At 72.2% G+C, this 24425-nt stretch carries 20 protein-coding genes and 1 other RNA gene; 13 read left to right on the top strand and 8 right to left on the bottom strand.

The genetic code is table 11. The features are described from left to right. Positions 1 to 40 precede the first annotated feature (40 nt). Genes QRN23_RS10785 through QRN23_RS10775 form a run of 3 tightly spaced genes read left to right on the top strand, consistent with a single transcriptional unit; the run spans position 41 to position 2151 of the window. Positions 41 to 763 (top strand): histidine phosphatase family protein, encoded by a 723-nt coding sequence (locus QRN23_RS10785; RefSeq protein WP_056045553.1) that lies wholly within the window; start codon positions 41 to 43, stop codon positions 761 to 763. Positions 764 to 796: 33 nt separating this feature from the next. Further along, positions 797 to 1348, top strand: a complete 552-nt coding sequence (locus QRN23_RS10780; protein WP_056045550.1) for a DUF3090 domain-containing protein — start codon at positions 797 to 799, stop codon at positions 1346 to 1348. Then, on the top strand, positions 1348 to 2151 hold the full coding sequence (locus QRN23_RS10775) for an SCO1664 family protein (RefSeq protein ID WP_200413289.1): 804 nt from the start codon (positions 1348 to 1350) through the stop codon (positions 2149 to 2151). Before QRN23_RS10780 ends, QRN23_RS10775 begins: the two co-directional genes overlap by 1 nt. On the opposite strand, the gene QRN23_RS10770 is transcribed toward QRN23_RS10775, so the two are convergent. Beyond that, on the bottom strand, positions 2120 to 4117 hold the full coding sequence (locus QRN23_RS10770; RefSeq protein WP_285063539.1) for a vWA domain-containing protein: 1998 nt from the start codon (positions 4115 to 4117) through the stop codon (positions 2120 to 2122). The genes QRN23_RS10775 and QRN23_RS10770 overlap by 32 nt on opposite strands. Before the next feature lie 8 nt (positions 4118 to 4125). Further along, a complete protein-coding gene (locus QRN23_RS10765; protein WP_056045542.1) occupies positions 4126 to 5511 on the bottom strand; it encodes a magnesium chelatase ATPase subunit I in 1386 nt (461 codons plus the stop codon). Between the two features lie 135 nt (positions 5512 to 5646). Here QRN23_RS10765 and QRN23_RS10760 point away from each other — a divergent pair, with 135 nt between their 5' ends. Beyond that, complete coding sequence (locus QRN23_RS10760) at positions 5647 to 6933, top strand: Nramp family divalent metal transporter (protein ID WP_285063538.1); 1287 nt, start codon at positions 5647 to 5649, stop codon at positions 6931 to 6933. 143 nt (positions 6934 to 7076) lie between these two features. On the opposite strand, the gene QRN23_RS10755 is transcribed toward QRN23_RS10760, so the two are convergent. The 3 genes from QRN23_RS10755 to QRN23_RS10745 all read right to left on the bottom strand — a co-directional run bounded on the left by QRN23_RS10755 (position 7077) and on the right by QRN23_RS10745 (position 10246). Further along, entirely contained in the window at positions 7077 to 7655 is a 579-nt protein-coding gene (locus QRN23_RS10755) for a DinB family protein (RefSeq protein WP_173150915.1), read from the bottom strand. Positions 7656 to 7732: 77 nt separating this feature from the next. After that, complete coding sequence (gene cls / locus QRN23_RS10750) at positions 7733 to 9202, bottom strand: cardiolipin synthase (protein WP_285063537.1); 1470 nt, start codon at positions 9200 to 9202, stop codon at positions 7733 to 7735. 99 nt (positions 9203 to 9301) lie between these two features. Continuing rightward, positions 9302 to 10246 carry a septum formation family protein gene (locus QRN23_RS10745; protein ID WP_285063536.1) on the bottom strand — a complete coding sequence of 315 codons (945 nt, stop codon included), beginning with the start codon at positions 10244 to 10246 and terminating at the stop codon, positions 9302 to 9304. Between the two features lie 164 nt (positions 10247 to 10410). On the opposite strand from QRN23_RS10745, the gene QRN23_RS10740 reads away from it, so the two are divergent. The 6 genes from QRN23_RS10740 to rnpB all read left to right on the top strand — a co-directional run bounded on the left by QRN23_RS10740 (position 10411) and on the right by rnpB (position 16014). Next, positions 10411 to 11550, top strand: coding sequence for an FAD-dependent oxidoreductase (locus tag QRN23_RS10740; RefSeq protein WP_285063535.1), 1140 nt, complete (start codon positions 10411 to 10413; stop codon positions 11548 to 11550). Positions 11551 to 11579: 29 nt separating this feature from the next. Then, positions 11580 to 12353, top strand: coding sequence for an alpha/beta fold hydrolase (locus QRN23_RS10735; protein WP_285063534.1), 774 nt, complete (start codon positions 11580 to 11582; stop codon positions 12351 to 12353). A gap of 115 nt (positions 12354 to 12468) precedes the next feature. Next, positions 12469 to 13881 carry a hypothetical protein gene (locus QRN23_RS10730; protein WP_285063533.1) on the top strand — a complete coding sequence of 471 codons (1413 nt, stop codon included), beginning with the start codon at positions 12469 to 12471 and terminating at the stop codon, positions 13879 to 13881. 9 nt (positions 13882 to 13890) lie between these two features. Continuing rightward, the gene (locus QRN23_RS10725; protein ID WP_285063531.1) at positions 13891 to 14706 is read left to right on the top strand and encodes a Nif3-like dinuclear metal center hexameric protein; all 816 of its coding nucleotides are present in this window, start codon (positions 13891 to 13893) and stop codon (positions 14704 to 14706) included. 112 nt (positions 14707 to 14818) lie between these two features. Beyond that, a complete protein-coding gene (locus QRN23_RS10720; protein ID WP_233568328.1) occupies positions 14819 to 15562 on the top strand; it encodes a zinc ribbon domain-containing protein in 744 nt (247 codons plus the stop codon). A 71-nt stretch (positions 15563 to 15633) separates the two neighbouring features. Then, positions 15634 to 16014: RNase P RNA component class A (gene rnpB, locus QRN23_RS10715), an RNA gene on the top strand. 75 nt (positions 16015 to 16089) lie between these two features. Here the strand turns inward: rnpB and ppgK are convergent. After that, complete coding sequence (gene ppgK, locus QRN23_RS10710; protein ID WP_056045514.1) at positions 16090 to 16851, bottom strand: polyphosphate--glucose phosphotransferase; 762 nt, start codon at positions 16849 to 16851, stop codon at positions 16090 to 16092. A 13-nt stretch (positions 16852 to 16864) separates the two neighbouring features. Next, positions 16865 to 17728 (bottom strand): type I methionyl aminopeptidase, encoded by an 864-nt coding sequence (gene map / locus QRN23_RS10705; protein WP_285063530.1) that lies wholly within the window; start codon positions 17726 to 17728, stop codon positions 16865 to 16867. A 66-nt stretch (positions 17729 to 17794) separates the two neighbouring features. Here map and QRN23_RS10700 point away from each other — a divergent pair, with 66 nt between their 5' ends. Beyond that, complete coding sequence (locus QRN23_RS10700) at positions 17795 to 17965, top strand: SPOR domain-containing protein (protein ID WP_123570143.1); 171 nt, start codon at positions 17795 to 17797, stop codon at positions 17963 to 17965. Positions 17966 to 18031: 66 nt separating this feature from the next. Here the strand turns inward: QRN23_RS10700 and QRN23_RS10695 are convergent, their stop codons facing one another. Beyond that, positions 18032 to 19813: an NAD+ synthase gene (locus tag QRN23_RS10695; protein ID WP_285063529.1), complete on the bottom strand. Its 1782-nt coding sequence runs from the start codon at positions 19811 to 19813 to the stop codon at positions 18032 to 18034. 37 nt (positions 19814 to 19850) lie between these two features. Between QRN23_RS10695 and QRN23_RS10690 the strand changes: the two genes are divergently transcribed. Together QRN23_RS10690 and QRN23_RS10685 are read left to right on the top strand one after the other, a co-directional pair. Then, positions 19851 to 21188, top strand: a complete 1338-nt coding sequence (locus QRN23_RS10690) for a glutamine synthetase family protein (protein WP_043592660.1) — start codon at positions 19851 to 19853, stop codon at positions 21186 to 21188. Positions 21189 to 21209: 21 nt separating this feature from the next. Continuing rightward, on the top strand, positions 21210 to 24155 hold the full coding sequence (locus tag QRN23_RS10685; protein WP_285063528.1) for a bifunctional [glutamine synthetase] adenylyltransferase/[glutamine synthetase]-adenylyl-L-tyrosine phosphorylase: 2946 nt from the start codon (positions 21210 to 21212) through the stop codon (positions 24153 to 24155). Positions 24156 to 24425: the final 270 nt, after the last annotated feature.

Raw genomic sequence — 24425 nt, 5'->3', positions numbered from 1 at the left:
TCCGGCGTCGACGGCGGGTCCCGGTGTCTAGGCTCGACGCATGGCCACCCTCGTCCTCGTCCGACACGGACGCACCACCGCCAACGCGAGCGGTGTGCTCGCCGGACGGACGGCCGGCGTCCGGCTCGACGACGTCGGACGCGAGCAGGCGCGGCGGACCGCCGACCGGCTCGCCGTCGTGCCGCTCGTCGGCGTCGTGTCGAGTCCTCTCGAACGCTGCCGTCAGACGTCCCGGGCGATCCTCGACCGTCAGACCGGGACGCCGGCGACGCCCGTCGAGCGGGGCATCACCGAATGCGACTACGGCGACTGGCAGGGTCGGCCGCTCAAGGACCTGGCGGGCGAGGCCCTCTGGTCCGTCGTGCAGAACCAGCCGTCCGCCGCGGTCTTCCCGGGCGGCGAGTCGCTGCAGACCATGCAGTCCCGGGCGGTCGCCGCGGTCCGCCGGCACGACGCCGCGTTCGAGGCCGAACACGGTCCGGGCGCCGTGTGGGTCGCCGTCAGCCACGGTGACATCATCAAGTCCATCCTCGCCGACGCCTACGGCATGCACCTCGACCTGTTCCAGCGCATCACCGTGGGTCCGGCCTCGGTGTCGATCGTGCGCTACGGGCCGAACCGCCCCGACGTCGTCGCGACGAACACGGACTCGGGCGACCTCTCGTGGCTGCGGCAGGCGGCTCCCGCCGCCGACGCCGCCGTCGGGGGAGGCGCGGGTCCGGCCGGCGGCGACGCCGTCGGCGACGAGCCTCCCGCGACCTGAGCGTCGGCGGCGGGGCGCTCGTAGACTCGCGGCATGCCCTCCATCGTCCACACCTTCGACTGGCCGGATCGGGTCGTCGTCGGGACCATCGGCCGTCCCGGCTCCCGCGCGTTCTACCTCCAGGCCCGTGACGGGTCGCGGGTCACGAGCGTCGGCCTCGAGAAGATGCAGTCGGCCGCCCTCGCCGAGAAGATCGACGAGATCCTCGACCAGGTGATGGCCGCCGACGGCAACCCGGTCAGCGTGCCCACCGGCATCCCGGTCGAGCTCGTCGACAACGAGCCCCTCGACCAGCCCGTCGAGCCCGAGTTCCGGGCCGGGGCGCTCAGCCTCGGCTGGGACCCGTCCACCGCCCAGGTCGTCATCGAGGCGTTCCCGCTGGTCGAGGTGGCGGACGACGCCGACGTCGACGAGGCCGAGCTCGAGCCGGACGAGGTCCTGGTCGTCCGCATCCCCGTCGGCACGGCGAGGGCGTTCGCGGCTCGGACCCTCGAGATCGTCGGGGCCGGTCGACCGCTCTGCCCCTTCTGTGGGCAGCCGATCGACCCCGAGGGCCACGTCTGCGTCCTGTCCGGCGACCTCTGATGTCCTCGGCGTCGGCCGAGGACGCTCCCCCCGAGGCGTCCGCCACCGTTCCGCCGGACGACGTCGACCTCGAGCTCACCGGTCGCATCCGCACGGCGTCGAACGCGTCGTTCCTGGCCCGCCTCGGCGACGTGTCGGTCATCTACAAGCCCGTCGCCGGCGAACGGCCGCTCTGGGACTTTCCCGACGGTCGCCTCGCCGATCGTGAGGTCGCGGCCTACCTCGTCTCCGAGGCCCTGGGTTGGGACGTCGTCCCGCGCACCTGGCTGCGCGACGGCCCGCTCGGCGAGGGCATGGTCCAGCTCTGGCAGGACGTCGACCCGGAGCAGGACGCCGTCGACCTCGTCCCGGTCGACGACCTGCCCGACGACGGGTGGCGCCTCGTGCTGGAGGGCGAGGGCGACGACGGGCCGGTCGCCCTGATCCACGAGGACACCGATGCCCTACGCCGCATGGCCGTCTTCGACGTCGTGGTCAACAACGCCGACCGCAAGGGTGCCCACGTGCTCGCCCTGCCCGACGGACGACGGCACGGCGTCGACCACGGCCTCACCTTCCACGCCGAGCACAAACTGCGCACCGTGCTCTGGGGCTGGATCGGCGATCCGCTCACCACCGACGAACTCGCCGGGGTCGAGCGCGTCCGGGCCGGTCTGTCCGGTGGCCTGGGGACGGCCCTCGCGCCGCTCGTGACGTCGGACGAACTCGAGGCGCTCGACGACCGCTGCGCCCGCCTGCTCGCGTCCTCCGTCTTCCCCGAGCCGCACGGCCCTATGCCGGCGGTTCCGTGGCCCGTGTTCTGACGTACGACCCGACGACGGCCGCTCCGAGGTCGTCCAGGTCGGGGGCGGTCACCGTGCCGTCGACGCGCCGCGCCATCCCATCGACGAAGCGGGCGAGCCCCGGGTCGTCGCCGAGCCGGAAGAACGTCGTGTGCGCGCCGAGGCGGCGGGCCACGTCCAGTTGCTCCACGGCCCTCAGGATCGTCACGGGGTGCGGCGGGTAGTCGAAGAAGACCTCACCGCCGGGCTCGAGGTGGGAGGTCGGCTCGCCGTCGGTGACGATCAACAGGACGGGTTGCGCGGTCGGGTGCTTGCGGAAGTGCCGATTCGCCAGCAGAAGGGCGTGGTGGAGGTTCGTCCCCTTGTCCCACTTCGCGTCGAGGGCGACGAGCTGCTCGATCGGCATGACCTCGGCGTGCCGGCCGAACCCGATGAGCTGCAGGTCGTCGCCGCGGAAGCGCGACGTGATCAGGGTGTGCAGGGCGAGGGCCGTGCGCTTCATCGGCACCCAGCGGTCCTCCATCGCCATCGAGAACGACGTGTCGACGAGCAGGGCGACGCAGGCCTGCGTCCGGGCGTCGGTCTCGTGCACCTCGACGTCGCCGATCTCGATCCGCACCCCGCCGCCGGTCCGGCCGCCCCCGGCGGCGGTCCGCGTGACCGCGTTCGTGATCGTCCGGGTGACGTCCCACGGCTCGGTGTCGCCGAAGGCCCATTCACGACTCGCGCCGGAGCGGTCGCCGAGGCCTCCCGCGGACCGCAACTCGCGCCTCCCCGCTCGTCCCGACATCTTCGCCGCGACGTCGCGCAGCAGGTTCTTGCCGAGCTGCCTCATGGCCCGGGGCGTCAGGGCCAGCGTGCCGTCGGCCCGGCGGCGGAGGGCACCCGAGTCGCGGAGGGCCTTCTCGAGCCGCCGCAGGGCCGCGGCGTCGACGGCGGCCTGCTCGCCCAGTTGGCGGCGCAGGGCGTCGAGGTCGACGTCGTCGAGCGACGAGCCGCTCGACTGCTGGGCCAGCTGCTCGGCGAGCGCGTCGAGGTCGGCGAGGTCCTGGAAGACCCCCGTGCCGTCGCCGAGCCCGAGGCCCTGTTCGCCGTCCATGCCCTCGGAGCCGCTCCAGTCCTGCCCTGGTCGGAGCGCACGCAGGGTGCCGTCGAGCCGTTCGAGGGACTGCATCAGGTCGGGGGAGCCGAAGGCCTGCTGGGCCAGGGCGTCCAGCTCGGCCCGTTGCTCGGCCGTCATCGAGTTGCGGAGGCGCTGGGCGGCGGCCGCACGAGCGGCCAGGGCGTCGATCAACGCGTCGACGTCGCCCGGCTGCTCGGGGAACGACGCCCCGTGCTTCGCCATGAAGTCGTCGAATTGCTCAGGGGTGTCGTCACCACGGGCGTGGGCGTCGAGCAGGTCGTCGAGGTCGCGCAGCATCTCGGCCACGGCCTCGCGGTCGGCGTCCGAGGCGTTCTCGAGGGCGGTCTTCATCCCCGCGAAGCGCTGGTCGAGCATCTCGCGACCGAGCAGGTCCTTGATCTCGTCGTAGGCGTCCCGGGCCTCCCGGCTTTGCCACCGGTACTCCGACAGCTCGGCGACGGCGCCGGCGGGGGACGGCGGAAGGCTGTCGAGCTGGAGCTCGGCGAGCGCGCGGTCGCCGTCGTCGAGGTCGACGTCCCGGGCGAGCTGGGCGCGCTCGGCCCGTAGGGCCCGGTCGAGGAGCTCACGGACCTCGTGGAGCGTGCCGTCGAGGTGGTGGTCGCGGGTCAGGGCCCGCCGACGTTCCGCGACCCGGCGGGCGAGGTCGTCGAGACCGGTCTGGTCGCGACCACCGCGCCGGAGGAACTCACGGAGCGCCGCCTCGGCGCTCGTGCCCGCCATGACGTCCCGTCCGACGGCGTCGAGTGCTTCGGAGAGATCGGCAGGAGGCGCGAGCGGGTCGGGCCCGTCGGCGTACCTCTGGTAGCGCGCGGCCCGGTGCAGGCGACGGTTCGCCCTAGCCACGTCGCACCTCAGAACCCGTAGGCCGCTTCACCGTCGCCGCTCTCCTTGCTCACGCGTCGGGCCAGGAAGAGGCCCTCGAGCGCCAACTCGACGGCGCCGGCCCGACCGCCGTCGGTCGTCGCGCCGAGCCGTTCGGCGACGCGGTCGTAGAGGTCGTCCTCGCCGAGCGAGGGCAGACCGGCCAGGAACTCCCGGGCGGTGACCTGCTCACCGGTGGTCACCATGACGCCCGACTCGAGGGCGTCGACGAGCCCGTCGAAGTCGAGCCCGCGGAAGTGGGCACGGACGGTCTCGGCGGTGGACGTCCGCAGCAGGTGCTCGAGGACCTCCTCGGCACGGTCCTCTTCTCCGGACTCGAACTCGATCTTGCCGCCGAGCACGTCGACGGCCGTCTCGAGGTCGATCGGTCGTGCCACGGCCTCGTCCTCGCCCTGTCGGGTCGCGCGGTGCAGGGCGGCGGCCGCGATGGTCTCGGCTCCGGCGATCGCGAAGCGGGCGCTGACGCCGCTGCGCTGGTCCACTGAGGGGGACTCGCGGAGCGCGCGCGTGAAGCGCGCCAGGATCTCGACGAGGTGGTCCGGCACCTCGGCGACGAGGTCGGCCTCCTGACGGACGACCGCGACCTCGTCGGCGAGCTCGGCCGGGTAGTGCGTCCGGATCTCGGCACCGAAGCGGTCCTTGAGGGGCGTGATGATCCTCCCGCGGTTGGTGTAGTCCTCGGGGTTGGCGCTGGCCACGACGAGCACGTCGAGCGGGAGGCGGAGGACGTAACCGCGGATCTGGATGTCGCGCTCCTCCATCACGTTGAGCATCGCCACCTGGATGCGCTCGGCGAGGTCGGGCAACTCGTTGACCGCGACGATGCCGCGGTGGCCCCGGGGGATGAGCCCGAAGTGGATCGTCTCGGGATCGCCGAGGCTGCGTCCCTCGGCCACCCGCATCGGATCGACGTCGCCGATCAGGTCGGCGACGCTGGTGTCGGGCGTCGCCAGCTTCTCGACGTAGCGCTCGTCGCGTCCCCGCCAGGCGACGGGCAGGTCGTCGCCGAGCTCGGCGGCGCGACGGCGACTCTCGCTCGTGATCGGCTCGAACGGGTGCTCGCCCAGCTCGGACCCCTCGATCACGGGGGACCACTCGTCGAGCAGACCGGCGAGCGTCCTGAGCAGGCGGGTCTTGCCCTGACCGCGCTCTCCCAGCAGGACGATGTCGTGGCCCGCGATCAAGGCCCGTTCCAGCTGCGGGATGACCGTGGACCGGAAGCCGTGGAGTCCCGGCCAGGGATCACGTCCCTCGCGCAGGGCGTCGAGCAGGTTGTCTCGGATCTCGGTGCGGAGGGGCTTGGGGACGTGCCCCGAGCGCCTGAGTTCGCCGACGGTTCTCGCGGAGGGAGGCATCACCCCGGTGACGCTACGCTCCCGGCCCGGACCTGGCGAGGGGCGCCTCCTGCGAGCTTGCCGAGACGTCACGATTCGACGACATCCGTCGCGCGACGGTGGTCGCCTCTCGTCGGGGCCGGTTGACTGGCCGACATGGCTGCCGACGACGACGTCCTCCGGACACCCGACCTCACGACCCCCGTCTCGACGAAGAGATGGCGCGTCATCGGCCCCGGGCTGGTGGTCGCGGCCACCGGCATCGGGGCGGGAGACCTCGTCGCCACCCTCGTCGCGGGCTCCCGCTTCGGCTACGCCCTCGCCTGGACCGTGGTCGTGGGCGTCGTCGTCAAGATCGCCCTCGTCGAGGGTGCCGGGCGCTGGTCGCTGGCCACGGGGCGGTCGATCTTCGAGGGGTGGCGATCGCTCGGGCGCTGGACGAGCGTGTACTTCGGCGTCTACGTCGTCGTCTGGGGCTTCGTCTACGGGGCCGCCGCGATGAGCTCGACCGCGCTGCCGTTGCAGGCGCTCTTCCCGGGGGTCGACCTCAAGGTGTTCGCGATCGGCGCCGGCGTGCTCGGCGGCGTCATGGTGTGGTTCGGCAAGTACTCGTTCTTCGAGAAGGTCATCGCCTTCTTCGTCGGCCTCATGTTCGTCACGGTGGTCGGCTCGGCGATCGTCACCCTGCCGAACCTCGGCGAACTCGCGGCCGGTCTCGTGCCGACCATCCCCGAGAACGGGCTGGTCGTCGCGCTCAGCGTCACCGGCGGGGTCGGTGGCACCATCACGCTCGCCGCCTACGGCTACTGGTTGCGCGAGAAGGGCTGGCACAGTCCGGGCTGGATGAAGGTCATGCGACTCGACAACGGCGTCGCCTACGTCGTGAGCGGCGTCTTCGTCCTCGCGATGCTCGTGGTCGGGGCCGAGCTCCTTTACTCCGGCGGCATCGCGTTGGCCGACGGCGAAGGGGGGCTGGTCCAGCTCGCGGCCGTCCTCGGCGAGCGCTACGGCACCTTCATGACCTGGTTCTTCCTGATCGGGTTCTTCGCGACCTCGTTCTCGTCGATCCTCGGCGTGTGGAACGGCGTGTCCCTCATGTTCGCCGATTTCGTGGGCACCCTTCGCGGTCTCGACGCGGACGACCCCCGACGCCGGATCGGCGGCCTCTACTACCGGGTCTTCGTCGTCTGGCTCACGGTTCCTCCGATGGCGATCCTCTTCCTGGACCGGCCGATCGGCTTGATCGTGCTCTACGGCGTGCTCGGGGCGCTCTTCATGCCGTTCCTGGCGATCACCCTGCTCTGGCTGCTGAACTCGTCACGCACGCCGGCCGAGTGGCGCAGCCGGTGGGTGAGCAACTCGCTCATGGGGGTCTGCGCCGTGCTCTTCGTCGTGCTGGGTGCGCAGCAGCTCGCGACCGAGGTCGGCAAGCTGTTCGCCTGACCCGCGCGTCGGCAACTCCTGGTCCCTGCGGCGGCACGTGCCGCCCGCGGGGCGGTCAGGCCGGTCTCGCGACGGGAGGCAGGAATTGCCGACGTCACGGGTCAGGCGCACGCGGGCCGGCGGCGGACGGTGGCGCGGGGCGGTCAGTGGCCTGCGGCGCGGGCGGCGGCCTCGACGCGGTCGTGGTGTCGTCGCCATCCGTCGGCATCGCGGTCCGGCACGTTCGGGTCGGCGGGGCCGTTGCCGAGGCCGCCGTCGATCAACTCGCGGACGACGTCGGCGTGGCCGGCGTGCCGGGCGGTCTCGACGGTCAGGTGCACGAGGATCTGGTGCAGCGTGACGGCACGGCGGTCGGGTCCCCACCAGGGGACGTCGCCGGGCGCGTCGAGCGGCAACGCCCGGACGGTCTCGTCGGCGTGGGCGTTCGACCGCTGCAGGAGGTCGACGACGAAGCCGCGGCTCTCGTCCGGAGTCGCCCACAGGTCGGCCTCGGGTTCGCTCTCGTCGGTCAACCACGGCGTCTCGATGCCGCTCGGTCGCCCGAAGACGTCGCCGAGGTAGCCGAGCTGCACGGTGGCGACGTGCTTGACCAGCCCGAGCAGGTTGGTGCCGCTCGGCACCAGCGGGCGACGGACGTCGTACTCCGACAGTCCGTCGAGCTTGCGCACCAGGTCGTCGCGCGAACGGGTCAGGTACCGGCTGAGGTGTTCCTTCTGGTCCATGCCGACACTCTGCCCCTCAGGGCGTCGACCGTCCACCGGCCGACCACCCCTGGCCGGGCCGCCCGGAGACGGCGGACCTACTGCACCGCCGCCGTGAGGCGCGCGACGTTGTCGAGCACCTGCAGGGGAGCGGGCCTCGTCAGCCAACTCGCCAGGGTGATCTCGTGCGATTTCGCGCGGTAGTCCGCCTCGACCTCGCGGACCTGGTCGACGAAGCCCGCTCCACGCACCATGAGCGACACCTCGAAGTTGAGGCTGAAAGACCGCATGTCCATGTTGCTCGAGCCGATCACCGCGACGTCGTCGTCCACCGTGAAGTGCTTCGAGTGCAGGACGATCGGCTTCTCGTAGAGGAAGATCCGCACCCCGGCCCGCAGCAGCGTCTCGTAGTAGGAGCGCTGCGCGTGGTAGACGAGGAACTGGTCGGCGACCTCGCAGGCGAAGAGTTGCACGTCGACCCCGCGCTCCGCCGCCGTGGTGATGGCGTAGAGCATCGACTCGTCGGGCACGAAGTAGGGGCTCGCGATGATGAGGCGTTCCTGCGCGCCGTAGACCAGGGCGTTGAACAACCGGAGGTTGTTCTCCCCGTCGAACCCGGGTCCGCTCGGCACGACCTGGCACTCGTAGGCGTCGTCGCCCCCGCGTCGTTCGACGGGCGGCTCGGCCCCGGCGTCCGTGGGCAACTCGTCCGTCTCGCTGTACCAGTCGGTGATGAAGAGTGCGTTGAGGCCGATGGCGGCGGGACCGTCGAGCCGCACCATGAGGTCCTTCCACTGCAGGCCGCGTCGGATGTTGCCGCGCTTGTTGTAGCTGGGGTCGGTCATGTTCTGCGACCCGGTGAACGCCACGTCGCCGTCGACGACCACGATCTTGCGGTGGTTGCGCAGGTCGGGTCGGCGCCACATGCCCTTCGTGGGGTGGAACGGCAGCATCTCCTCGAAACGGATGCCGGAGTCGCGGAGCCAGGTGCGCGTCACCCGGCCCTGGGGGTTGCGGATCGTGGCCCAGTGGTCGTAGAGCACCCGCACCTTGACTCCACGGTCGTGGGCACGCTTGAGCGCGTCGAAGAAGAGGAAGGTCGACTCGTCGCGCGTGAAGATGTAGAACTCGACGTGCACGTATCGTTCGGCCACGTCGACGGCCTCGGTCATGGCCGCGATCGATCCGGCGTAGTCCGGCAGCAGCCGCGTCGTGTTGCCCGGGATGAGGGGCATGGCACCGAGCGTGCGGTTCAGCTGGACCACCGTCCCGAACCACGGCGGCTGGGTGTCGGTGGGCACGCGGTTGTCGAGACCCTGCGTGTTCTCGAGGATGAGCGAGTTGATCTCGCGCTGTTTGTCCCGCCGGTCCTTCGGCAGCTTGGTGCTGCCGAGGAGACCGTAGAGGACGCTGCCCGGGATGGGGGCGACGAAGATCGCCAGCAGCCACGCCATGGCCGAACTCGGTCGCCGGTTGCGCGGCACGACCGCCACCGACACGATCCTGATGAGGATGTCGACCACCAGGATCACGGTGGGGAACGCCTTGAGGAGCTTGCGCCAGGTCATCCGCCGATCATCGCAGGTCGACGGGGGACGGGGCCGCCCCGTTCGTTTCGCCGGTTCGACCCCGCCCCGCAGGTCAGCGCCCGCTGCCCGCCCCGCAGGTCAGCGCCCGCTGCCCGCCAGGCTGGCCGACTCGCCCTCGGGTGCGGTCGCGAGGTAGCAGGTGACCTCGCGGTCGCCGGTGGCCCAGGTGTCCTCGGTCGGCGTGAACCAGCCGTAGTCGAGGGCCGAGTCCTCCCAGGCGGACCCGACGTAGTCGTCGAAGACCTCGAAGCATGCGTCGTCGCCGAGCTGCCCGACCTCGTCGTCGCCGGGGAACGCCTCGTCGTCCAGGACCGGTTCGGCGAACACCTCGAAGTGGTGCACCTCGCCGCAGGCGGTCACGTCGACGAACGTCTGGTACTCGTCGTCGATCCCCTCCGTCATGTCGAAGCAGTCCCCGGTGGTGAGCTCGCTCACGAGCTCGGAACCGGTCTCGATCACGCCTCCCTCGCCCCCGTTCGCCTGGTAGAGGGCGAAGCAGATCCCGCCGAAGGCGAGGACGCCCACCGCACCCAGCACGCCGAGGAGCACGCCCCGCCGTCGCCTCGGTGCCGGGGCACCCGCGACGGCACCGGACGCGAACGCCTGCGGTGCGGGCCAGGCCGTGCCCAGACGGGACGCGGGCGGGACCAGGGCGGCCCACCGTCGAACCATGGCCGAGGCCGCGTCGAGCACCACGGACGTCTCCTCGCCCACCCCGATGTCGAGGGGGTCCCGGCGCCGCTGCTCGAGGGGCGTGGGCCCCGAGGCGTCGATGCGCAGGGGCACCGCGAACCAGTGCGATCCGTCGTGCCCCAGGTCGACGAACTCGGTGGCGCCGAGCCGGACGCGCAGCATCTCGGGGTGGCCGGCTCCCGGGACCCCGACGGCGCCGGCGGGGTAGTCGCTCGGCAGGACGCGCATCTCGAGCGGTCCGAACCGCTGCACGAGTCCTTCGGCCACGACGGACACGGGGGTCGCGTCCGAGGCCCCCTCGGTCGTCGTCCGGTCGTCTGGTCGGTCCACGAGTTCCCCCTGCTGCTGCGCGAGCCGCGTCCCGTGGCGGCCGTCGAGGGATGTTACCGGCACGCGGCCCGGCCACAGCAGCCCCCGTCGGCGGGCCAGGGGACGGGCGTGCCACGGGGCGTGAGCCGGGGGCGCGGCCGCACTGCGCCTCCTATGCTCGGGGGATGTCGTCCGGTCAGCCGAGTCCGTCCCGCGTCGACGTCGACCTGGTCGTGGTCGGCGGCGGCGCCATGGGCCTCGCGACGGCCTGGCAGGCCGCGACGCGCGGACACGAGGTCGTGCTCGTCGAGCGCTTCGAGCAGGGGCACCACCGGGGTGCCTCCCACGGCGCGACCCGGAACCTCAACGTCGCCTACGACGACGCCGACTACGTCGCCCTCGTGCAGGAGGCGCGGCGGCGGTGGGACGCGCTGGCCGACGAGACCGGCACCCCGCTGCTCGACCTCGTCGGGGTGGTCAACCACGGTCGCCCGGCGATGCTCCGTCGGATGCGGGCCCTGCACGTCGACTCGGGCGTCCCCAGCGAACTGGTCGACGCCGCCGAGGCGGGGGAGCGGTGGAGGGGCATCCGCTTCGAGACCGAGGTGCTGCACGTGCCGGGCAGCGGACGCATCCGGGCCGCCGAGGCCCTGACGGTCCTCGCCCGGGCGGCCGAGACCCACGGGGCGCGACTGCGCTGGTCGACGCCGGTCACGGGCCTGCACGTCGAGGGGCCGGAGCGCGTCCGGGTCGTCACGGCGGACGACGAGATCGTCGCCCGGCGGGTCGTGGTGACGGCGGGCGCCTGGACCGAGGACGTCGTCGGGGGCCTCGTCCGCCTCCCCCGCCTCACCGTGACCCAGGAGCAACCGGCGCACTTCGCCGTGACCGACGCCGAGGCCGTGTGGCCGAGCGTCAACCACCGTCCCGACCCCGACCGACCCGGCGAGTCGTGGTGGCCGGGCGTCGTCTACGGCATGCTCACGCCGGGCGAGGGCGTCAAGGCGGGCTGGCACGGAGCCGGACCCGTCGTGCACCCCGACCGCCGGTCGTTCGAACCCGACCCCGGGCAGCTCGAGCAGCTGCGGCGGTACGCCCGTGAGTGGTTGCCCGGCGTCGACGCCGAGACCGCCGACCCGATCAGCTGCACGTACACGACCACCGACGACGAGGACTTCGTGCTCGACCGGGTCGGCCCCGTCGTGGTGGGGGCGGGGTTCTCCGGGCACGGCTTCAAGTTCACGCCTCTCGTGGGGTCGATCCTCGTCGACCTCGTCGAGGGCGGCGACGCCCCCGCGCGGTTCCGGCGGCTGGGCCGGCCGTGAGCCCCCGGAGCGCGACGACCAGGGGCACCGTGGCGGGCCTGCCCTTCGTGCGCCGGGGGAGCGGCGTCCCGACGATCCTGCTGCCCGGGGTCGGCCCGGGTCGCCACCACCCCTCGACCTGGGACCGGACCCTGCTGCGGCTCGAGACGGCGCCGCTCGTCCGGCGGCTCGACCTGTGGACGCTCGGTCGTCGCCGCGGGTTGCCCGAGGGCACGACGGTGGAGGACCTCGCCGACGACGTGGCCCGGGCCGCGGCCGAGATCGGGGACGGCCCGATCGACGTGGTCGGCACCTCGACGGGCGGCAGCATCGCGCTCCGACTGGCCGTCGACCACCCCGAGCTCGTCCGTCGACTGGTCCTCGTGTCCTCCGCCCACCGGCTGGGGGAGGCCGGGCGCGAGGCCCAGCGGCGCACGGCCGAGCGCCTCCGGGCCGGTGACGCGAGAGGTGCCTCGGCCGCGATGCTCGGTCAGACGACCACCGGCGTCCCGTCCTCGAACGCCCTGCGGCGCCTCGGACGGGTGGCACACCACTTCGTCGTCGGCGACCGACACGACGACCTGGTCGTGACGCTGGACGCCGAGGACTCGTTCGACGTGGGCGACCGCCTGGGCGAGGTCACGGCCCCGACGCTCGTCGTGGCCGGTGGCGCCGACGGTTTCTACCCCCTCGACCTGGTGGCGCGGACCGTCGCCGGCCTGCCGGACGCGACGCTCGCCGTGCACCCCCGGTCGGGCCACCTCGGCCTGGGCTCGCGAGGGGTGTCCCGCGAGGTGCTCGCCCACCTGACCCGCGCCTCCTGACGCTCGGGGCCTCAAGGACGCCCCGGGGTCGGCCGGGGCACCCCGGACGACGAATGTGCCGGTCGGACCGGCGAGTCCGCCCGTCGCGGGGCCGTTCGTCACCTACCATCCGAGCATGGCCGACAACGTGCAGACCGCGAGCGTCGGGGGCATCGCACCCCTCGACGACGACGTCACGTTCCACCGGCGCCGTGTGACGTTCGTCGCACCCCTCGACGACACCGTCCCCGAGCCCTCCGCTCGCCCGGACCAGCAGGAGCACCACCCCGTGAACCAGACCCTCGCCCCCGAGACCTCCGAGGCCGCCGAGGCCCCCGTCGACCGGCTCGACGACACGACCGAGGACCGTCAGGCCGAGACGCGTCAGGCCGAGACGCGCCACGCCGAGGTCCGCCCCGTCGACGCCGCCACTCCCGTGGTGCCCCGTCCCGTCTCGATCCCCTCGCACCGCGCCGACGTCGTCCTCGACGACGTCGTGCCCACGGACGCCTTCGAGGCCCGCCCGGCCAGCGTGGCCCGTCACTCGGTCGACACCTCGGCGATCACCCTGCCGGTGCTCGCCGTGTCGGTGCCCGACGACCTGCCCCAGCCCCCGGAGCGCATGACGCTCGACGACGAGGTGCTCGCGCGCCTGGTCGAGAAGCGCCTCGAGGACACCGCGACCATCGACCTGATGGCCGTCGTCCAGGCCCAGCTGGCCCTGCGCGAGGTCGAGGCCGCGCGCTTCGCCTCCTGGGAGGACGAGATCACCCGCGTCGGCACGGACGAGGCGGCGCGCGCCCTCGAGGCCACGCGCCTCCGGTTCACCGGGGTCCTGCCCGTCGTGACGCCCGGGACGATCCGTCAGGCCAGGCCCGTCGTCGAGGCGGGCCACGCGCCGGACGCCGACCGTGACGCGCGCCCGGCCGCCGCCACCCCGACCTCGGCTCCCGTCGTCGTCCCGTCGACCGGTCCCCGTCCCCTCGCGCTCGACGCCGGCGACTCCGCCGACGCCCCGGACGCCCGGGCGGCAGCCGACCAGGAGGCGCTGGTCACGCCGACCCGGTCGGCCTCCGACGGGCAGACGGTCGCCTCCGCCCCCGTCCCGCCCCTGCTGCGTCGTCCCCTCGCGCTCGTGGTCGCCGCCACGGCCGCGCTGATCGTCGTCGCGGCCGTCGTGCTGGCCTTCGTCCCCGCCCTGGCCGTGGCCTCGGCCGTCCTCGCCACCGTCGCCGTCCCCGTCGCGACCGGCCTCGTCGGCCTGACCGCGCTCGCCTCGGTCTCGACCCGCCCCGACGACGCCACCCGCGTCGCCCGCCGCGGTCCGGTGGGCGTCGTCGCCGGCGTCGTGGTCGGCACCGTCGTCGGCTTCGGTCTGCTCCTGAGCGACCTCGGTTCGTTCGCCTGGCAGGGATTCGTCGTCCGGGCCGTGGGCCTCACCGGCCTGTCGACGTCCGTCTCGGTGGTCGTCGCCCTGCTCGGCGCCTCGGTCGTCGCGTTCATCGTCGCGGTCATGATCACGGGGTTCCGCTCGTCGGCTCGCGACTAGGCTGTCGAGGTGTCCACCCTCGCCTCGGTCAACTCCGTCATCGAACGTCTCTGGCCTCTCGCGGGCGCGTCGTCGTGGGATTCTCCCGGTCTCGTCGTCGGTGACCCCGACCGGCCCGTGACCCACGTGCACCTGGCCGTCGACGCCGTGCTCGACACCGTCGACGAAGCCGTCGGCATGGGGGCCGACCTGTTGCTGGTCCACCATCCGCTGCTGTTCCACGGCGTCTCGACGGTGTCGGAGGACACCACCAAGGGTGCGGTCGTCGCACGGCTCGTCCGTGCCGGGTGCGGCCTCGTCGCCGCCCACACCAACGCCGACGTCGTCGAGACCGGCACGTCCCGCGTGCTCGCGCACCAGCTCGGCCTCGTCGACCAGCGCCCGATCACCCCGGGTGCCACCGACGACACGGGACTCGGCATCGTCGGGCGCCTGCCGCACGCCATGACGCTCGTGGCCCTCGCCCGCCAGCTCGGCGACATGCTGCCCCCGACCGCGTCCGGCATCCGTGTGGCAGGTGACGCCGACCGCGTCGTCGAGACCGTCGCCCTCTGCGCCGGTGCCGGCGACTCGCTGCTGGCCGACCCGGCGGTGCTCGCCGCCGACGTGTACGTCACCAGCGACCTGCGCCACCACCCCGCCTCCGACGCGCGCGAACTCATGAGGCTCGGCCGCGGCCCCGCCCTGGTCGACGTGTCGCACTGGGCGGCCGAGTGGCTCTGGCTCGACACCGCGGCCGCGCAGCTCCGCCGCGAGCTGCACGACGTCGAGGTCACCCTCAGCGACCTGCGCACCGACCCGTGGGACTTCGCCGTCGTGCAGTGAGCACGCCGAGCCGCCCGTCGCGACGTCGCCGGGTCGCGAGCCGCGAGACCTCGCGGCACGCGCCTCCTCGTCGCCCCGTCCCTGCCTCCCCCCGACCCCGAGAAGAGTCCCCATGCCCCTGATGAAAGCCAGCTACGAGCACCAGGCCCTGCTGCTCGACCTGCAGCAACTCGACACCGCACTCCGCCAGATCGCGCACAAGGGGGCGAACCTCCCCGAGATCGCCGTCCTCGCGTCGCTCGAGGGCGACGGCTCTCGCCTCCGCAGCCGCCTCGCGACCGAGCAGGGCGCCTGGGAGGACGCGCAGAGCGAGCTCAAGCGCATCGAGTCCGACGTCGCCGTCGTCGAGGCGCGCGTCGTCCGTGACGAACAGCGCATCGCGTCGTCGTCGTCCTCGAAGGACGTGGCCGCCCTCGAGGGTGAGCTCGCCGCCCTCGCCAAGCGTCGCTCCGACCTGGAGGACCTCCAGCTCGAGGTGATGGAACGCGTCGAGAGCCTGGGTGCCGTCGCGGCGGTGACGCGGGGCGAGCTCGACCAGCTCGACACCCGCCGCGTCGACGCCGAGACCGGGCGCGACGCGAAGCTCGCCGAGCTCGAGGCCGACCGGGCCGAGGTCGTCGCCAACCGCGAGACCATCGCCGCCACGGTGCCCGCCGATCTGCTGGCCCTCTACGAGCGTCAGCGGGACCGCTACGGCGTGGGTGCCTCGTTGTTGCGTGGTGGCGTGTCGAGCGCGAGTGGCGTGGCCCTGACGGGCAGCGACCTCGCGGCCGTGCGTGCCGCCGCCGAGGACGACGTCGTGCTCTGCCCCGACAGCAACGCGGTCCTCGTCCGCACCTACGAATCAGGCCTCTGACCAGGGGCGGGGCCCCCGCACGAGCCGTGGCACACGGAGGGGCGTCGCACCGCTAGGCTCGGGGTCGCGAATGGGTCGACAAGACGGTCGCGTCGGCGGGCGAGAGCCCGTCGCCGAGGAACGTCCGGGCTCCACAGAGCAGGGCGGTGGGTAACACCCACCCGGGGCAACCCGCGAGAAAGTGCAACAGAGAGCAGACCGCCACGCGTCGCACCTCCGGGTGCGACACGGGGTAAGGGTGAAACGGCGGTGTAAGAGACCACCAGCGGCTCGGGTGACCGGCCGGCTATGTAAACCTCGCCCGGAGCAAGGTCAAAGAGGGGACGACGAGGCTGCTCGCCGAGTCCCCGGGTAGACCGCTAGAGAGCTGCGGCAACGTAGTTCCGAGAGAGATGGCCGTCCATGGTGCCTCGGCACCGGGACAGAACCCGGCGTAGTAGTCGGCCCATTCGCCTCACGCGAGACGACCCCGGCCCAGGAGGCGCGCCTCCTCGGCCGGGGTCGTCTCGCGTCGGTCGCGTCTCGCCTCAGAACGCCGGGTTCGAGTCGGCGGCCAGGGCGGCGGCACCCATGATGCCGGCGTTGTTGCGGAGTTTCGCCGGGACGATCTCGGCCCGCAGGTCGAGCAGCGGCAAGAACTCGTCGTGGTGCTTCGAGACGCCGCCGCCGACGATGATCAGGCGCGGGTAGAGCAGGGCCTCGAGGTGCGAGTAGTACTTCTGCAGGCGCTTCGCCCAGTGCTTCCAGCTGAGGTCGTCGCGCTCCTTCGCCGCGAACGAGGCCTTGGTCTCGTAGTCCTTGCCACCGATCTCGAGGTGCCCGAGCTCGGCGTTGACGATGAGCACGCCGTCGTTGATCAGGGCGGTGCCGATGCCCGTGCCGAGCGTCGTCATGACGACGAGACCCTTCACGTCCTTCGCGGCCCCGAAACGGGTCTCGGCGTAGCCCGCGGCGTCTGCGTCGTTGACGAAGTGGATGTCGCGGCCGAGCGTGGTCTCGAAGAGCTTCTCGGCCTCGAAGCCGATCCACTTCTTCGACACGTTGGCGGCCGAGAGGGTCTTGCCGTCCATGATGGCGGCCGGGAAACAGACGCCGACCGGCACCGAGGCGTCGTCGAGGCCGAGTTCGTCGACGATCTGCCGGACGACCGCGACGATGGCGTCGGGTTCACCGCCCTCGGGAGTGCTCTTCTTGATGCGGTCCGAGAGGAGCTCGCCGCTGTCGAGGTCGACGATCGCCCCCTTGATGCCTGTGCCGCCGATGTCGATTCCCACTGCGGTGCGTGCCATGGGTGGTCCTTTCTCAGGAGAGCGTGAGGATGTCGGCACCGCGTTCGGTGACGACCAGGGTGTGCTCGAACTGGGCCGTGAGGCTCTTGTCGCGGGTGGTGACGGTCCAGTCGTCGTCCCAGACGTCGGCCTCGATGCCACCGAGGGTCAACATGGGCTCGATGGTGAACACCATCCCGACCTCGATGACGTCGTCGTACTGCGGCGCGTCGTAGTGGGGGATGATCAGGCCGGAGTGGAAGGCGCGTCCGACGCCGTGACCGGTGTAGTCGCGCACGACGCCCAGGCCGAAGCGCTTGGCGTACGACTCGATCGCCCGACCGATCACGTTCACCTGACGGCCCGGGGCGACGGCCTTGATGCCGCGCCTCAGCGCCTCACGGGTGCGGTCGACCAGGTCGACGGTCTCGGGGGCGGCCTCGCCGACGACGAAGGTGCGGTTCAGGTCGCCGTGGACGCCGTTCTTGAACGCCGTGATGTCGACGTTGATCAGGTCGCCGTCGACCAGGACGGTGTCGTCGGGGATGCCGTGGCAGATGACCTCGTTCACCGAGGTGCAGACCGACTTGGGGTACCCGCGGTACCCCAGGGTCGACGGGTAGGCGTCGTGGGCGACGACGAACTCGTGGGCGATGCGGTCGAGTTCTTCGGTCGTCACGCCGGGGCGGAGGGCGGCCTCGACGGCGTCGATGGCCTGCGAGGCGATGCGGCCGCTCTCGCGGATCAGCTCGACGGTCTCGGCGTCGTAGACGTCGCCGTCGGTGTAGTCGGCCGGAGCGGCCTTGCCGACGTACTCGGGTCGGGCGATCGACGGGGGGACCGGACGCTGCGCTGAGATCCGGCCCGGGGTCAAGAATCCGTGGGAGTCCCGGGGCATACGATCAAGCTTAGGGGGAGCGCGACGGGCTCGCGTTCTCGACAGCCGCACCGAGAGGACGACACCATGGCCGAGTTCTGGTTCAACACGAAGACGCACGAGGTCGAGGAAGGCAAGGTCTCTCCGGCCGTCGACCGCGCCGGGCCCTACGCCACCCGCGACGAGGCGGCCCGCGCGATCGAGACGATCAAGGCCCGCAACGCCGCCCTCGACGCCGAAGAGGCCGCGAACGACTGACCGGTCCGGTCGTCCCGTCGGCGCGTCGCCGACGGGACGACCGGTCGTCGACGGGCCGATCGGGCGTCAGACCGTCGTCGGCCGGTAGGTGATCGGCAGACGGCGGTCCCGGCCGAAGGCCATGCCCGAGATCTTCGGGCCGATCGCCCCCTGGCGGCGCTTCCACTCGGAGCGGTCGACCAGCTTCGTGATCTCGGCCACCGTGTCCGCGTCGTAGCCGAGCGCCACGACGTCGGCCGCCCCGAGGGCGTTCGTGATGTACCCCTCGAGGATGCCGTCGAGCACCTCGTAGGGCGGCAACGAGTCCTCGTCCTTCTGGTCCGGCCGCAGCTCGGCCGACGGCGGCTTCGTGATCGAGTTCTCGGGGATGGGCGCGGTCTCGCCGATCGACTCGGCGTGGGCGTTGCGCCACCGGGCGAGCTCCCAGACCATCGTCTTGGGGACGTCCTTGATCGGGGCGAACCCACCGACCGAATCGCCGTAGATCGTCGAGTAGCCGACGGCGAGCTCGGTCTTGTTGCCCGTGGTCAGCACGAGGTGGCCGTGCAGGTTCGACAACCCCATCAGCACGAGCGCCCGGGCGCGGGCCTGGACGTTCTCGGCGGCGAGGCCGGTGAGGTGCAACTGGTCCTCGAACGGTGCGACGAGGCCGGCGATCGGTTCGGTCGAGTACCGCACGCCGATCCGCTCGGCGACGTCGTCGGCGTCGCTGCGGCTGTGCTCGCTCGACCACTGGCTGGGCATCGAGACGCCGTACACGGCGTCGGCCCCGATGGCGTCGGCGGCGATCGCCGCGCACACGGCCGAGTCGATGCCGCCCGAGAGCCCGAGGATCACGCTGCGGAACCCGTTCTTCCGCACGTAGTCGCGGGTGCCCAGCACCAGGGCGTTCCAGAGCTGCTGGCGGTCGTCGGGCAGGTCGGCGACGTCGCGCTCGACCGGGGACGAGGAGGCGCGCCCCGCGTCCGGCCCGGAGCCACCGGAACCGACGACGGTCGCGTCGGACGCCGGGTCGAGCTCGACGCGGCGGATGCCCTCGGGCAGCTCGGTGTCCGTGGCCGGCTCGGGGTCGAGGTCGACGACGAGCAGGTGCTCGTCGAACTGCGGGGCCCGGGCCAGGATCGTGCCGCTGCCGTCGACGACCACGCTGTCGCCGTCGAAGACGAGGTCGTCCTGACCGCCGACGATGTTGACGTAGGCCACCAGGGTGTCGTTCTCGACGGCCCGGCGGGTGACGAGGGGGAGGCGCACCTCGTCCTTGTCGCGGACGAACGGGCTCGCGTTGATCACGACGAGCAGGCCCGCGTCGGCGTGCAGCACGCGCTCGACGGGGCCGCCGTCGCGCCAGAGGTCCTCGCAGATCACGAGGGCGACGTCGACGCCCGCCACGCGGACGACGAGCAACTCGTCGCCGGGGATGAACACGCGGTACTCGTCGAAGACCGAGTAGTTGGGCAGGTGGTACTTGGCGGTGGTCGTCACGACGCGACCGCCCTGCAGGACGCTGGCGCAGTTCTTCGCGATGGCGGTCGGGGCGTTGCTCGTGCCCAGGAGGCGCGGCTCGAACGGTCCGTCGGCGTGGCCGACCACCACGGGGAGGTCGCCCAGGCCCTCGGCCTCGAGGGTCTCGGCCAGCACCTCGACGGCGTGCCGACTGGCCTGGAGGAAGCTCGGCCGGCTGGCCAGGTCCTCGATCGGGTACCCCGTGACGCTCATCTCGCCCGCGGCGAGGAGGTCGGCGCCGGCGGCGTGGGCCCGGCGGGCCGCCTCGACGATCTGGGCGGAGTTGCCGGCGAGGTCGCCGACGACGGGGTTGGTCTGCGCGAGCGCCAAGCGGAGTCGGGGCATGTCCACTACCGTAGTGGCGGAGCAGAAAGGCCGTGGCATGGACAAACAGAGGGACTTCGTCCTCCGCACGATCGAAGAGCGCGGCATCAAGTTCATCCGCCTCTGGTTCACCGACGTGATCGGCACCCTCAAGTCCGTCGCCATCGCCCCGGCCGAGGTCGAGGGGGCGTTCGCCGAGGGCATCGGCTTCGACGGTTCGGCCATCGAGGGCCTGACGCGCTCGTACGAGGCCGACGTCCTCGCGCAGCCCGATCCGACGACCTTCCAGATCCTGCCCTGGCGGGGCGAGATCGATCCGACCGCCCGCATGTTCTGCGACATCACGACGCCCGACGGCCAGCCCGCCGTGGCGGATCCGCGCAACGTCCTGAAGCGCACCCTGGCCCGGGCGGGCGAGCGCGGCTTCACTTTCTACACGCACCCCGAGGTCGAGTTCTACCTCCTCAAGAGCGCCCAGCTCGGCGCCGACGGCCCCCAGCCGGTCGACTCGGCCGGCTACTTCGACAACGTCCCCGGCGGGACCGCCCACGACTTCCGTCGCCGCTCCGTCCGCATGCTCGAAGACCTCGGCATCTCGGTCGAGTTCAGCCACCACGAGGCGGGGCCCGGTCAGAACGAGATCGACCTGCGCTACGCCGACGCGCTGACGACGGCCGACAACATCATGACCTTCCGGACGGTCATCAAAGAGGTCGCCATCGAGCAGGGCGTCTTCGCCTCGTTCATGCCGAAGCCGTTCAGCCAGCACCCCGGTTCGGGCATGCACACGCACATGTCGCTCTTCGAGGGCGACTCCAACGCCTTCTACGAGGCGGGCGCCGAGTACCAGCTGTCGACCATCGGTCGTCAGTTCATCGCGGGCCTGCTCAAGCACGCCCCCGAGATCACGGCCGTGACGAACCAGTTCGTCAACAGCTACAAGCGCCTCTGGGGCGGCGACGAGGCGCCGAGCTTCGTGACCTGGGGCCACAACAACCGCTCGGCGCTCGTGCGCGTCCCGCTCTACAAGCCGAACAAGGGCAACTCGAGCCGGGTCGAGTACCGTGCCATCGACTCCGCGGCGAACCCGTACCTGGCCTTCTCGCTGATGCTGGCGGCGGGGCTCAAGGGCATCGAAGAGGGCTACGAGCTGCCCGCCGAGGCCGAGGACAACGTCTGGGGCCTGAGCGACGCCGAGCGTCGTGCCCTGGGTTACCGTCAGCTGCCCGCCAGCCTCGACCACGCCCTGTCGATCATGGAGAACAGCGAACTCGTCGCCGAGACGTTGGGCGAGCAGGTCTTCAACTACGTGCTCCTCAACAAGCGACAAGAGTGGAAAGAGTACCGGGCACAGGTCACGCCGTTCGAGCTGCGCTCGAACCTCGAGATCCTCTAGTCGACCGGCCACCCCGCCCTCATGCCCCGATCCGCGACCGGTCTCTCCGAGCTGGCGCGGCTCGGGTTCTCCGACCTCGGTGCCGGGCGTGACCGGCTCGACCGCCTCGTCGCCGAGGTGCCCCAGGTGCGCGACCTGGTCCCGTGGTTCGCCACGGTGGCCGACCCGGACGCGGCCCTGGCGCACCTCGAGCGATCGGTCGAGCGGGATCGTGCCGGCGTGGTCGAGTTGCTCGACGGCGAGGCCGGCCCGCGCCTCCTGAGGGTGCTCGGTGCCTCCGAGGGCCTTGCCGAGTTCGTCGCGCGTCGCCCGGCCGAGGCGGGCGTCCTGCTCGAACCGCTGGACGAACCACCGCCGGCCGCGACGTACCGTGACGACGTCCGTCGGGCGGCGACCGGGCTGACCGGCGACGAGGCGCGCGTCGCGCTCCGGGTCCGGTACCGGCGTCACCTGCTGCAGCTGGCGTCGTTCGACCTCGAGGCCGACGACCCCGTCGAGGTCCTGCCCCGCGTGGCCGCCGCCCTCGCCGACCTCGCGGGCGCCGCCCTCGACGCCGCCGTCGACGTGGCCCGACGCGAGGTCCCGTTCCCCGCCGCCGACGTCGAGCGCACCCGGCTCGCCGTCATCGGCATGGGCAAGGCCGGGGCCCGCGAGCTGAACTACCTCAGCGACGTCGACGTGGTCTACGTCGCCGAGGGCGTCGACGGGCTCGAGAACGGTCGGGCCGTCGAGATCGGCAGCCGTCTGGCGATGCACGCGGCTCGGGCGATCTCGGACCTCGCCGTCGAACCCGACCTCTGGGAGGTCGACGCGAACCTGCGGCCGGAGGGCAAGGACGGCGCCCTCGTCCGCACGCTCGAGTCGCACGTCGCGTACTACGTGCGCTGGGCCAAGGGGTGGGAATTCCAGGCCCTGTTGAAGGCGCGGCCCCTCGCGGGCGACGTCGACCTCGGCGAGCGCTACGTCGCGGCCGTCGCGCCGTTCGTCTGGTCGGCCGCCTCACGCGAGAACTTCGTCGAGTCGGTCCAGGCCATGCGCGAACGGGTCACGGCCCTGATCCCGGCGGGCGAGGTCGACCAGCAGCTCAAACTCGGTCCCGGCGGACTGCGCGACATCGAGTTCACCATCCAGCTGCTGCAGCTCGTCCACGGGCAGGCCGACGAACGCGTGCACCAGCGCTCGACGCTCGACGCGTTGGGCGCCCTGGCCGCGCGGGGCTACGTCGGACGAGCCGAGGCCGCGGAGTTCGACCGCGACTACCGCGTGCTCCGCCTGCTGGAGCACCGCATCCAGCTGACGCGACTGCGGCGCACGCACCTCATGCCGACGGACGAGAACGCCCTCCGGGTCCTCGCCCGCGGCACCGGTCTCGCGCCGGGTGCCGCCCAACTCGTCGACCTGTGGCAAGGGGTGAAGCGTCGGGTCCGTACGTTGCACGTGCGGCTGTTCTACCGCCCGCTCCTGTCGGCCGTCGCGGCGCGACCCGAAGAAGACCTGGCGCTCAGCTCCGACCAGGCGTCGGCGCGGCTCGCGGCCATCGGATTCGCCGACCCGAAGGGCGCGCTCGGTCACATCGCCGCCCTGACGGCCGGCGTCTCCCGCCGGGCGAGCATCCAGCGCCACCTGCTGCCGGCCATGCTGCAGTGGTTCGCCGACGGCACCGACCCCGACCTCGGTCTGCTCGCGTTCCGGCGATTGAGCGACGGCCTCGGCGAGTCGTACTGGTTCCTCCGCATGCTGCGGGACTCGTCGGGGGCCGCCCACCGACTGACGACCGTCCTGTCGTCGTCGACCTTCGCCGCCGACCTGCTGGAGCGCATCCCCGAGGCCGCGGCGTGGCTCGAGAACGACGCGGAGCTCAAGGCCCGCTCCCTCTCGAGCCTCCTCGACGAGACGGCCGCCACCCTGGCGCGGCACCGTTCGCCCGACGCGGCGGCGACGGTCCTGCGGCAGGCGCGGCGCCGCGAGATCCTGCGGCTCGCCGTGGGCGGCATCCTGGGCATCCTCGACATCGGCACCCTGGCCCGGGGCCTGACCGCGGTGACGACGGCCTCGGTGACCGGGGCGTTGGCCCTCGCCCGCCGGGACGCCGGCGACCTCGAGTTCGCCGTGATCGCCATGGGCCGGTACGGGGGAGAAGAACTCGGGTTCGGTTCCGACGCCGACGTGCTCTACGTCTACCGCGCTCCCGAGGGCGACGAGACGGCCCATCGGCGTGCCCTCACGGTGGCCGCCGAGATGAGCCGACTCACGTCCGACGCCCTCGTGCCGTTCGACCTCGACACCGGCCTGCGCCCCGAGGGGAAGAACGGGCCGGTGGTCCGATCGCTGTCCTCGTACCGGGCCTACTACGCTCGCTGGTCGCTCACCTGGGAGGCCCAGTCGTTGTTGCGCGCCCGGCCCGTGGCCGGTGACGAGACGCTCCTCGACGACTTCATGGCCGTCGCCGACGCGGTGCGGTACCCCGCCGAGCTGACCGAGCAGCAGATCCGCGAGGTCAAGCGCATCAAGGCCAGGGTCGAGTCCGAGCGTCTGCCCAAGGGCGCCGAGCCCTCGCGTCACCTCAAGCTCGGTCGGGGCTCGCTGAGCGACGTCGAGTGGTTCGTCCAACTGCTCCAGCTGCAGCACGGGGTGGACGTGCCCGGCCTCCGGACCCCGTCGACGCTCGACGCCCTCGCCGCGGCGGTGGACGCCGGCCTGGTGGCCGACGAGGACGCCCGGCGGCTGCACGACGCCTGGATCATGGCCTCCCGGGCGCGCTCGGCGGTCACCCTCTGGACCTCCCGGACACAGGACGTCCTGCCACGGGACCGTCGGCAGCTGGAAGGCGTGGCGCGCCTGATGGAGTACCCGCCGGGCTCCGCCACGACCCTCGAAGAGGACTACCTCGCGGCCACCCGTCGGTCACGCGCCGTCTTCGAGCGCGAGTTCTACGGCATCGACGAGGCACCCGAGCCGCTCGGCTGACCCGTCCGGGACGTGCGACACGCCCGGGCTGCGCCGGAGGCGGTCGATCCGCTCGGGTCGACGTCGGGCCATTTCGCTGTACCCCGTTTGGCGGTGTTGTACCCCTGTGCACGTGTCCATCGGATTTCGGGCAGATGACCCACGGGTGGGGGGTGGTCGTCGACGGCGGCGTCGAGGCCCATCGCTGCCCATTGGGCAACGCCCGTGCCGGGCGCTGATTCCGGGCTCGTGACCAGGCTTTTCGTTCGGCGTCGGATCACGGCTGCCCGT

Source organism: Frigoribacterium sp. ME-P-080, assembly GCF_030209595.1.
In the GTDB taxonomy this organism is placed as follows: Bacteria; Actinomycetota; Actinomycetes; order Actinomycetales; family Microbacteriaceae; genus Frigoribacterium.
The sequence above is the reverse complement of the archived record's forward strand: the minus strand, read 5'-3'. Positions and strand labels throughout refer to the sequence as shown.

Bases quoted from the DNA above. Each gene is read 5' to 3' on its own strand.
- QRN23_RS10785 (WP_056045553.1), top strand. From the start codon at position 41: ATGGCCACCCTCGTCCTCGTCCGACACGGACGCACCACCGCCAACGCG.
- QRN23_RS10780 (WP_056045550.1), top strand. From the start codon at position 797: ATGCCCTCCATCGTCCACACCTTCGACTGGCCGGATCGGGTCGTCGTC.
- QRN23_RS10775 (WP_200413289.1), top strand. From the start codon at position 1,348: ATGTCCTCGGCGTCGGCCGAGGACGCTCCCCCCGAGGCGTCCGCCACC.
- QRN23_RS10765 (WP_056045542.1), bottom strand. From the start codon at position 5,511: ATGCCTCCCTCCGCGAGAACCGTCGGCGAACTCAGGCGCTCGGGGCAC.
- QRN23_RS10760 (WP_285063538.1), top strand. From the start codon at position 5,647: ATGGCTGCCGACGACGACGTCCTCCGGACACCCGACCTCACGACCCCC.
- QRN23_RS10755 (WP_173150915.1), bottom strand. From the start codon at position 7,655: ATGGACCAGAAGGAACACCTCAGCCGGTACCTGACCCGTTCGCGCGAC.
- cls (WP_285063537.1), bottom strand. From the start codon at position 9,202: ATGACCTGGCGCAAGCTCCTCAAGGCGTTCCCCACCGTGATCCTGGTG.
- QRN23_RS10740 (WP_285063535.1), top strand. From the start codon at position 10,411: ATGTCGTCCGGTCAGCCGAGTCCGTCCCGCGTCGACGTCGACCTGGTC.
- QRN23_RS10730 (WP_285063533.1), top strand. From the start codon at position 12,469: ATGGCCGACAACGTGCAGACCGCGAGCGTCGGGGGCATCGCACCCCTC.
- QRN23_RS10720 (WP_233568328.1), top strand. From the start codon at position 14,819: ATGCCCCTGATGAAAGCCAGCTACGAGCACCAGGCCCTGCTGCTCGAC.
- ppgK (WP_056045514.1), bottom strand. From the start codon at position 16,851: ATGGCACGCACCGCAGTGGGAATCGACATCGGCGGCACAGGCATCAAG.
- map (WP_285063530.1), bottom strand. From the start codon at position 17,728: ATGCCCCGGGACTCCCACGGATTCTTGACCCCGGGCCGGATCTCAGCG.
- QRN23_RS10700 (WP_123570143.1), top strand. From the start codon at position 17,795: ATGGCCGAGTTCTGGTTCAACACGAAGACGCACGAGGTCGAGGAAGGC.
- QRN23_RS10695 (WP_285063529.1), bottom strand. From the start codon at position 19,813: ATGCCCCGACTCCGCTTGGCGCTCGCGCAGACCAACCCCGTCGTCGGC.
- QRN23_RS10690 (WP_043592660.1), top strand. From the start codon at position 19,851: ATGGACAAACAGAGGGACTTCGTCCTCCGCACGATCGAAGAGCGCGGC.
- QRN23_RS10685 (WP_285063528.1), top strand. From the start codon at position 21,210: ATGCCCCGATCCGCGACCGGTCTCTCCGAGCTGGCGCGGCTCGGGTTC.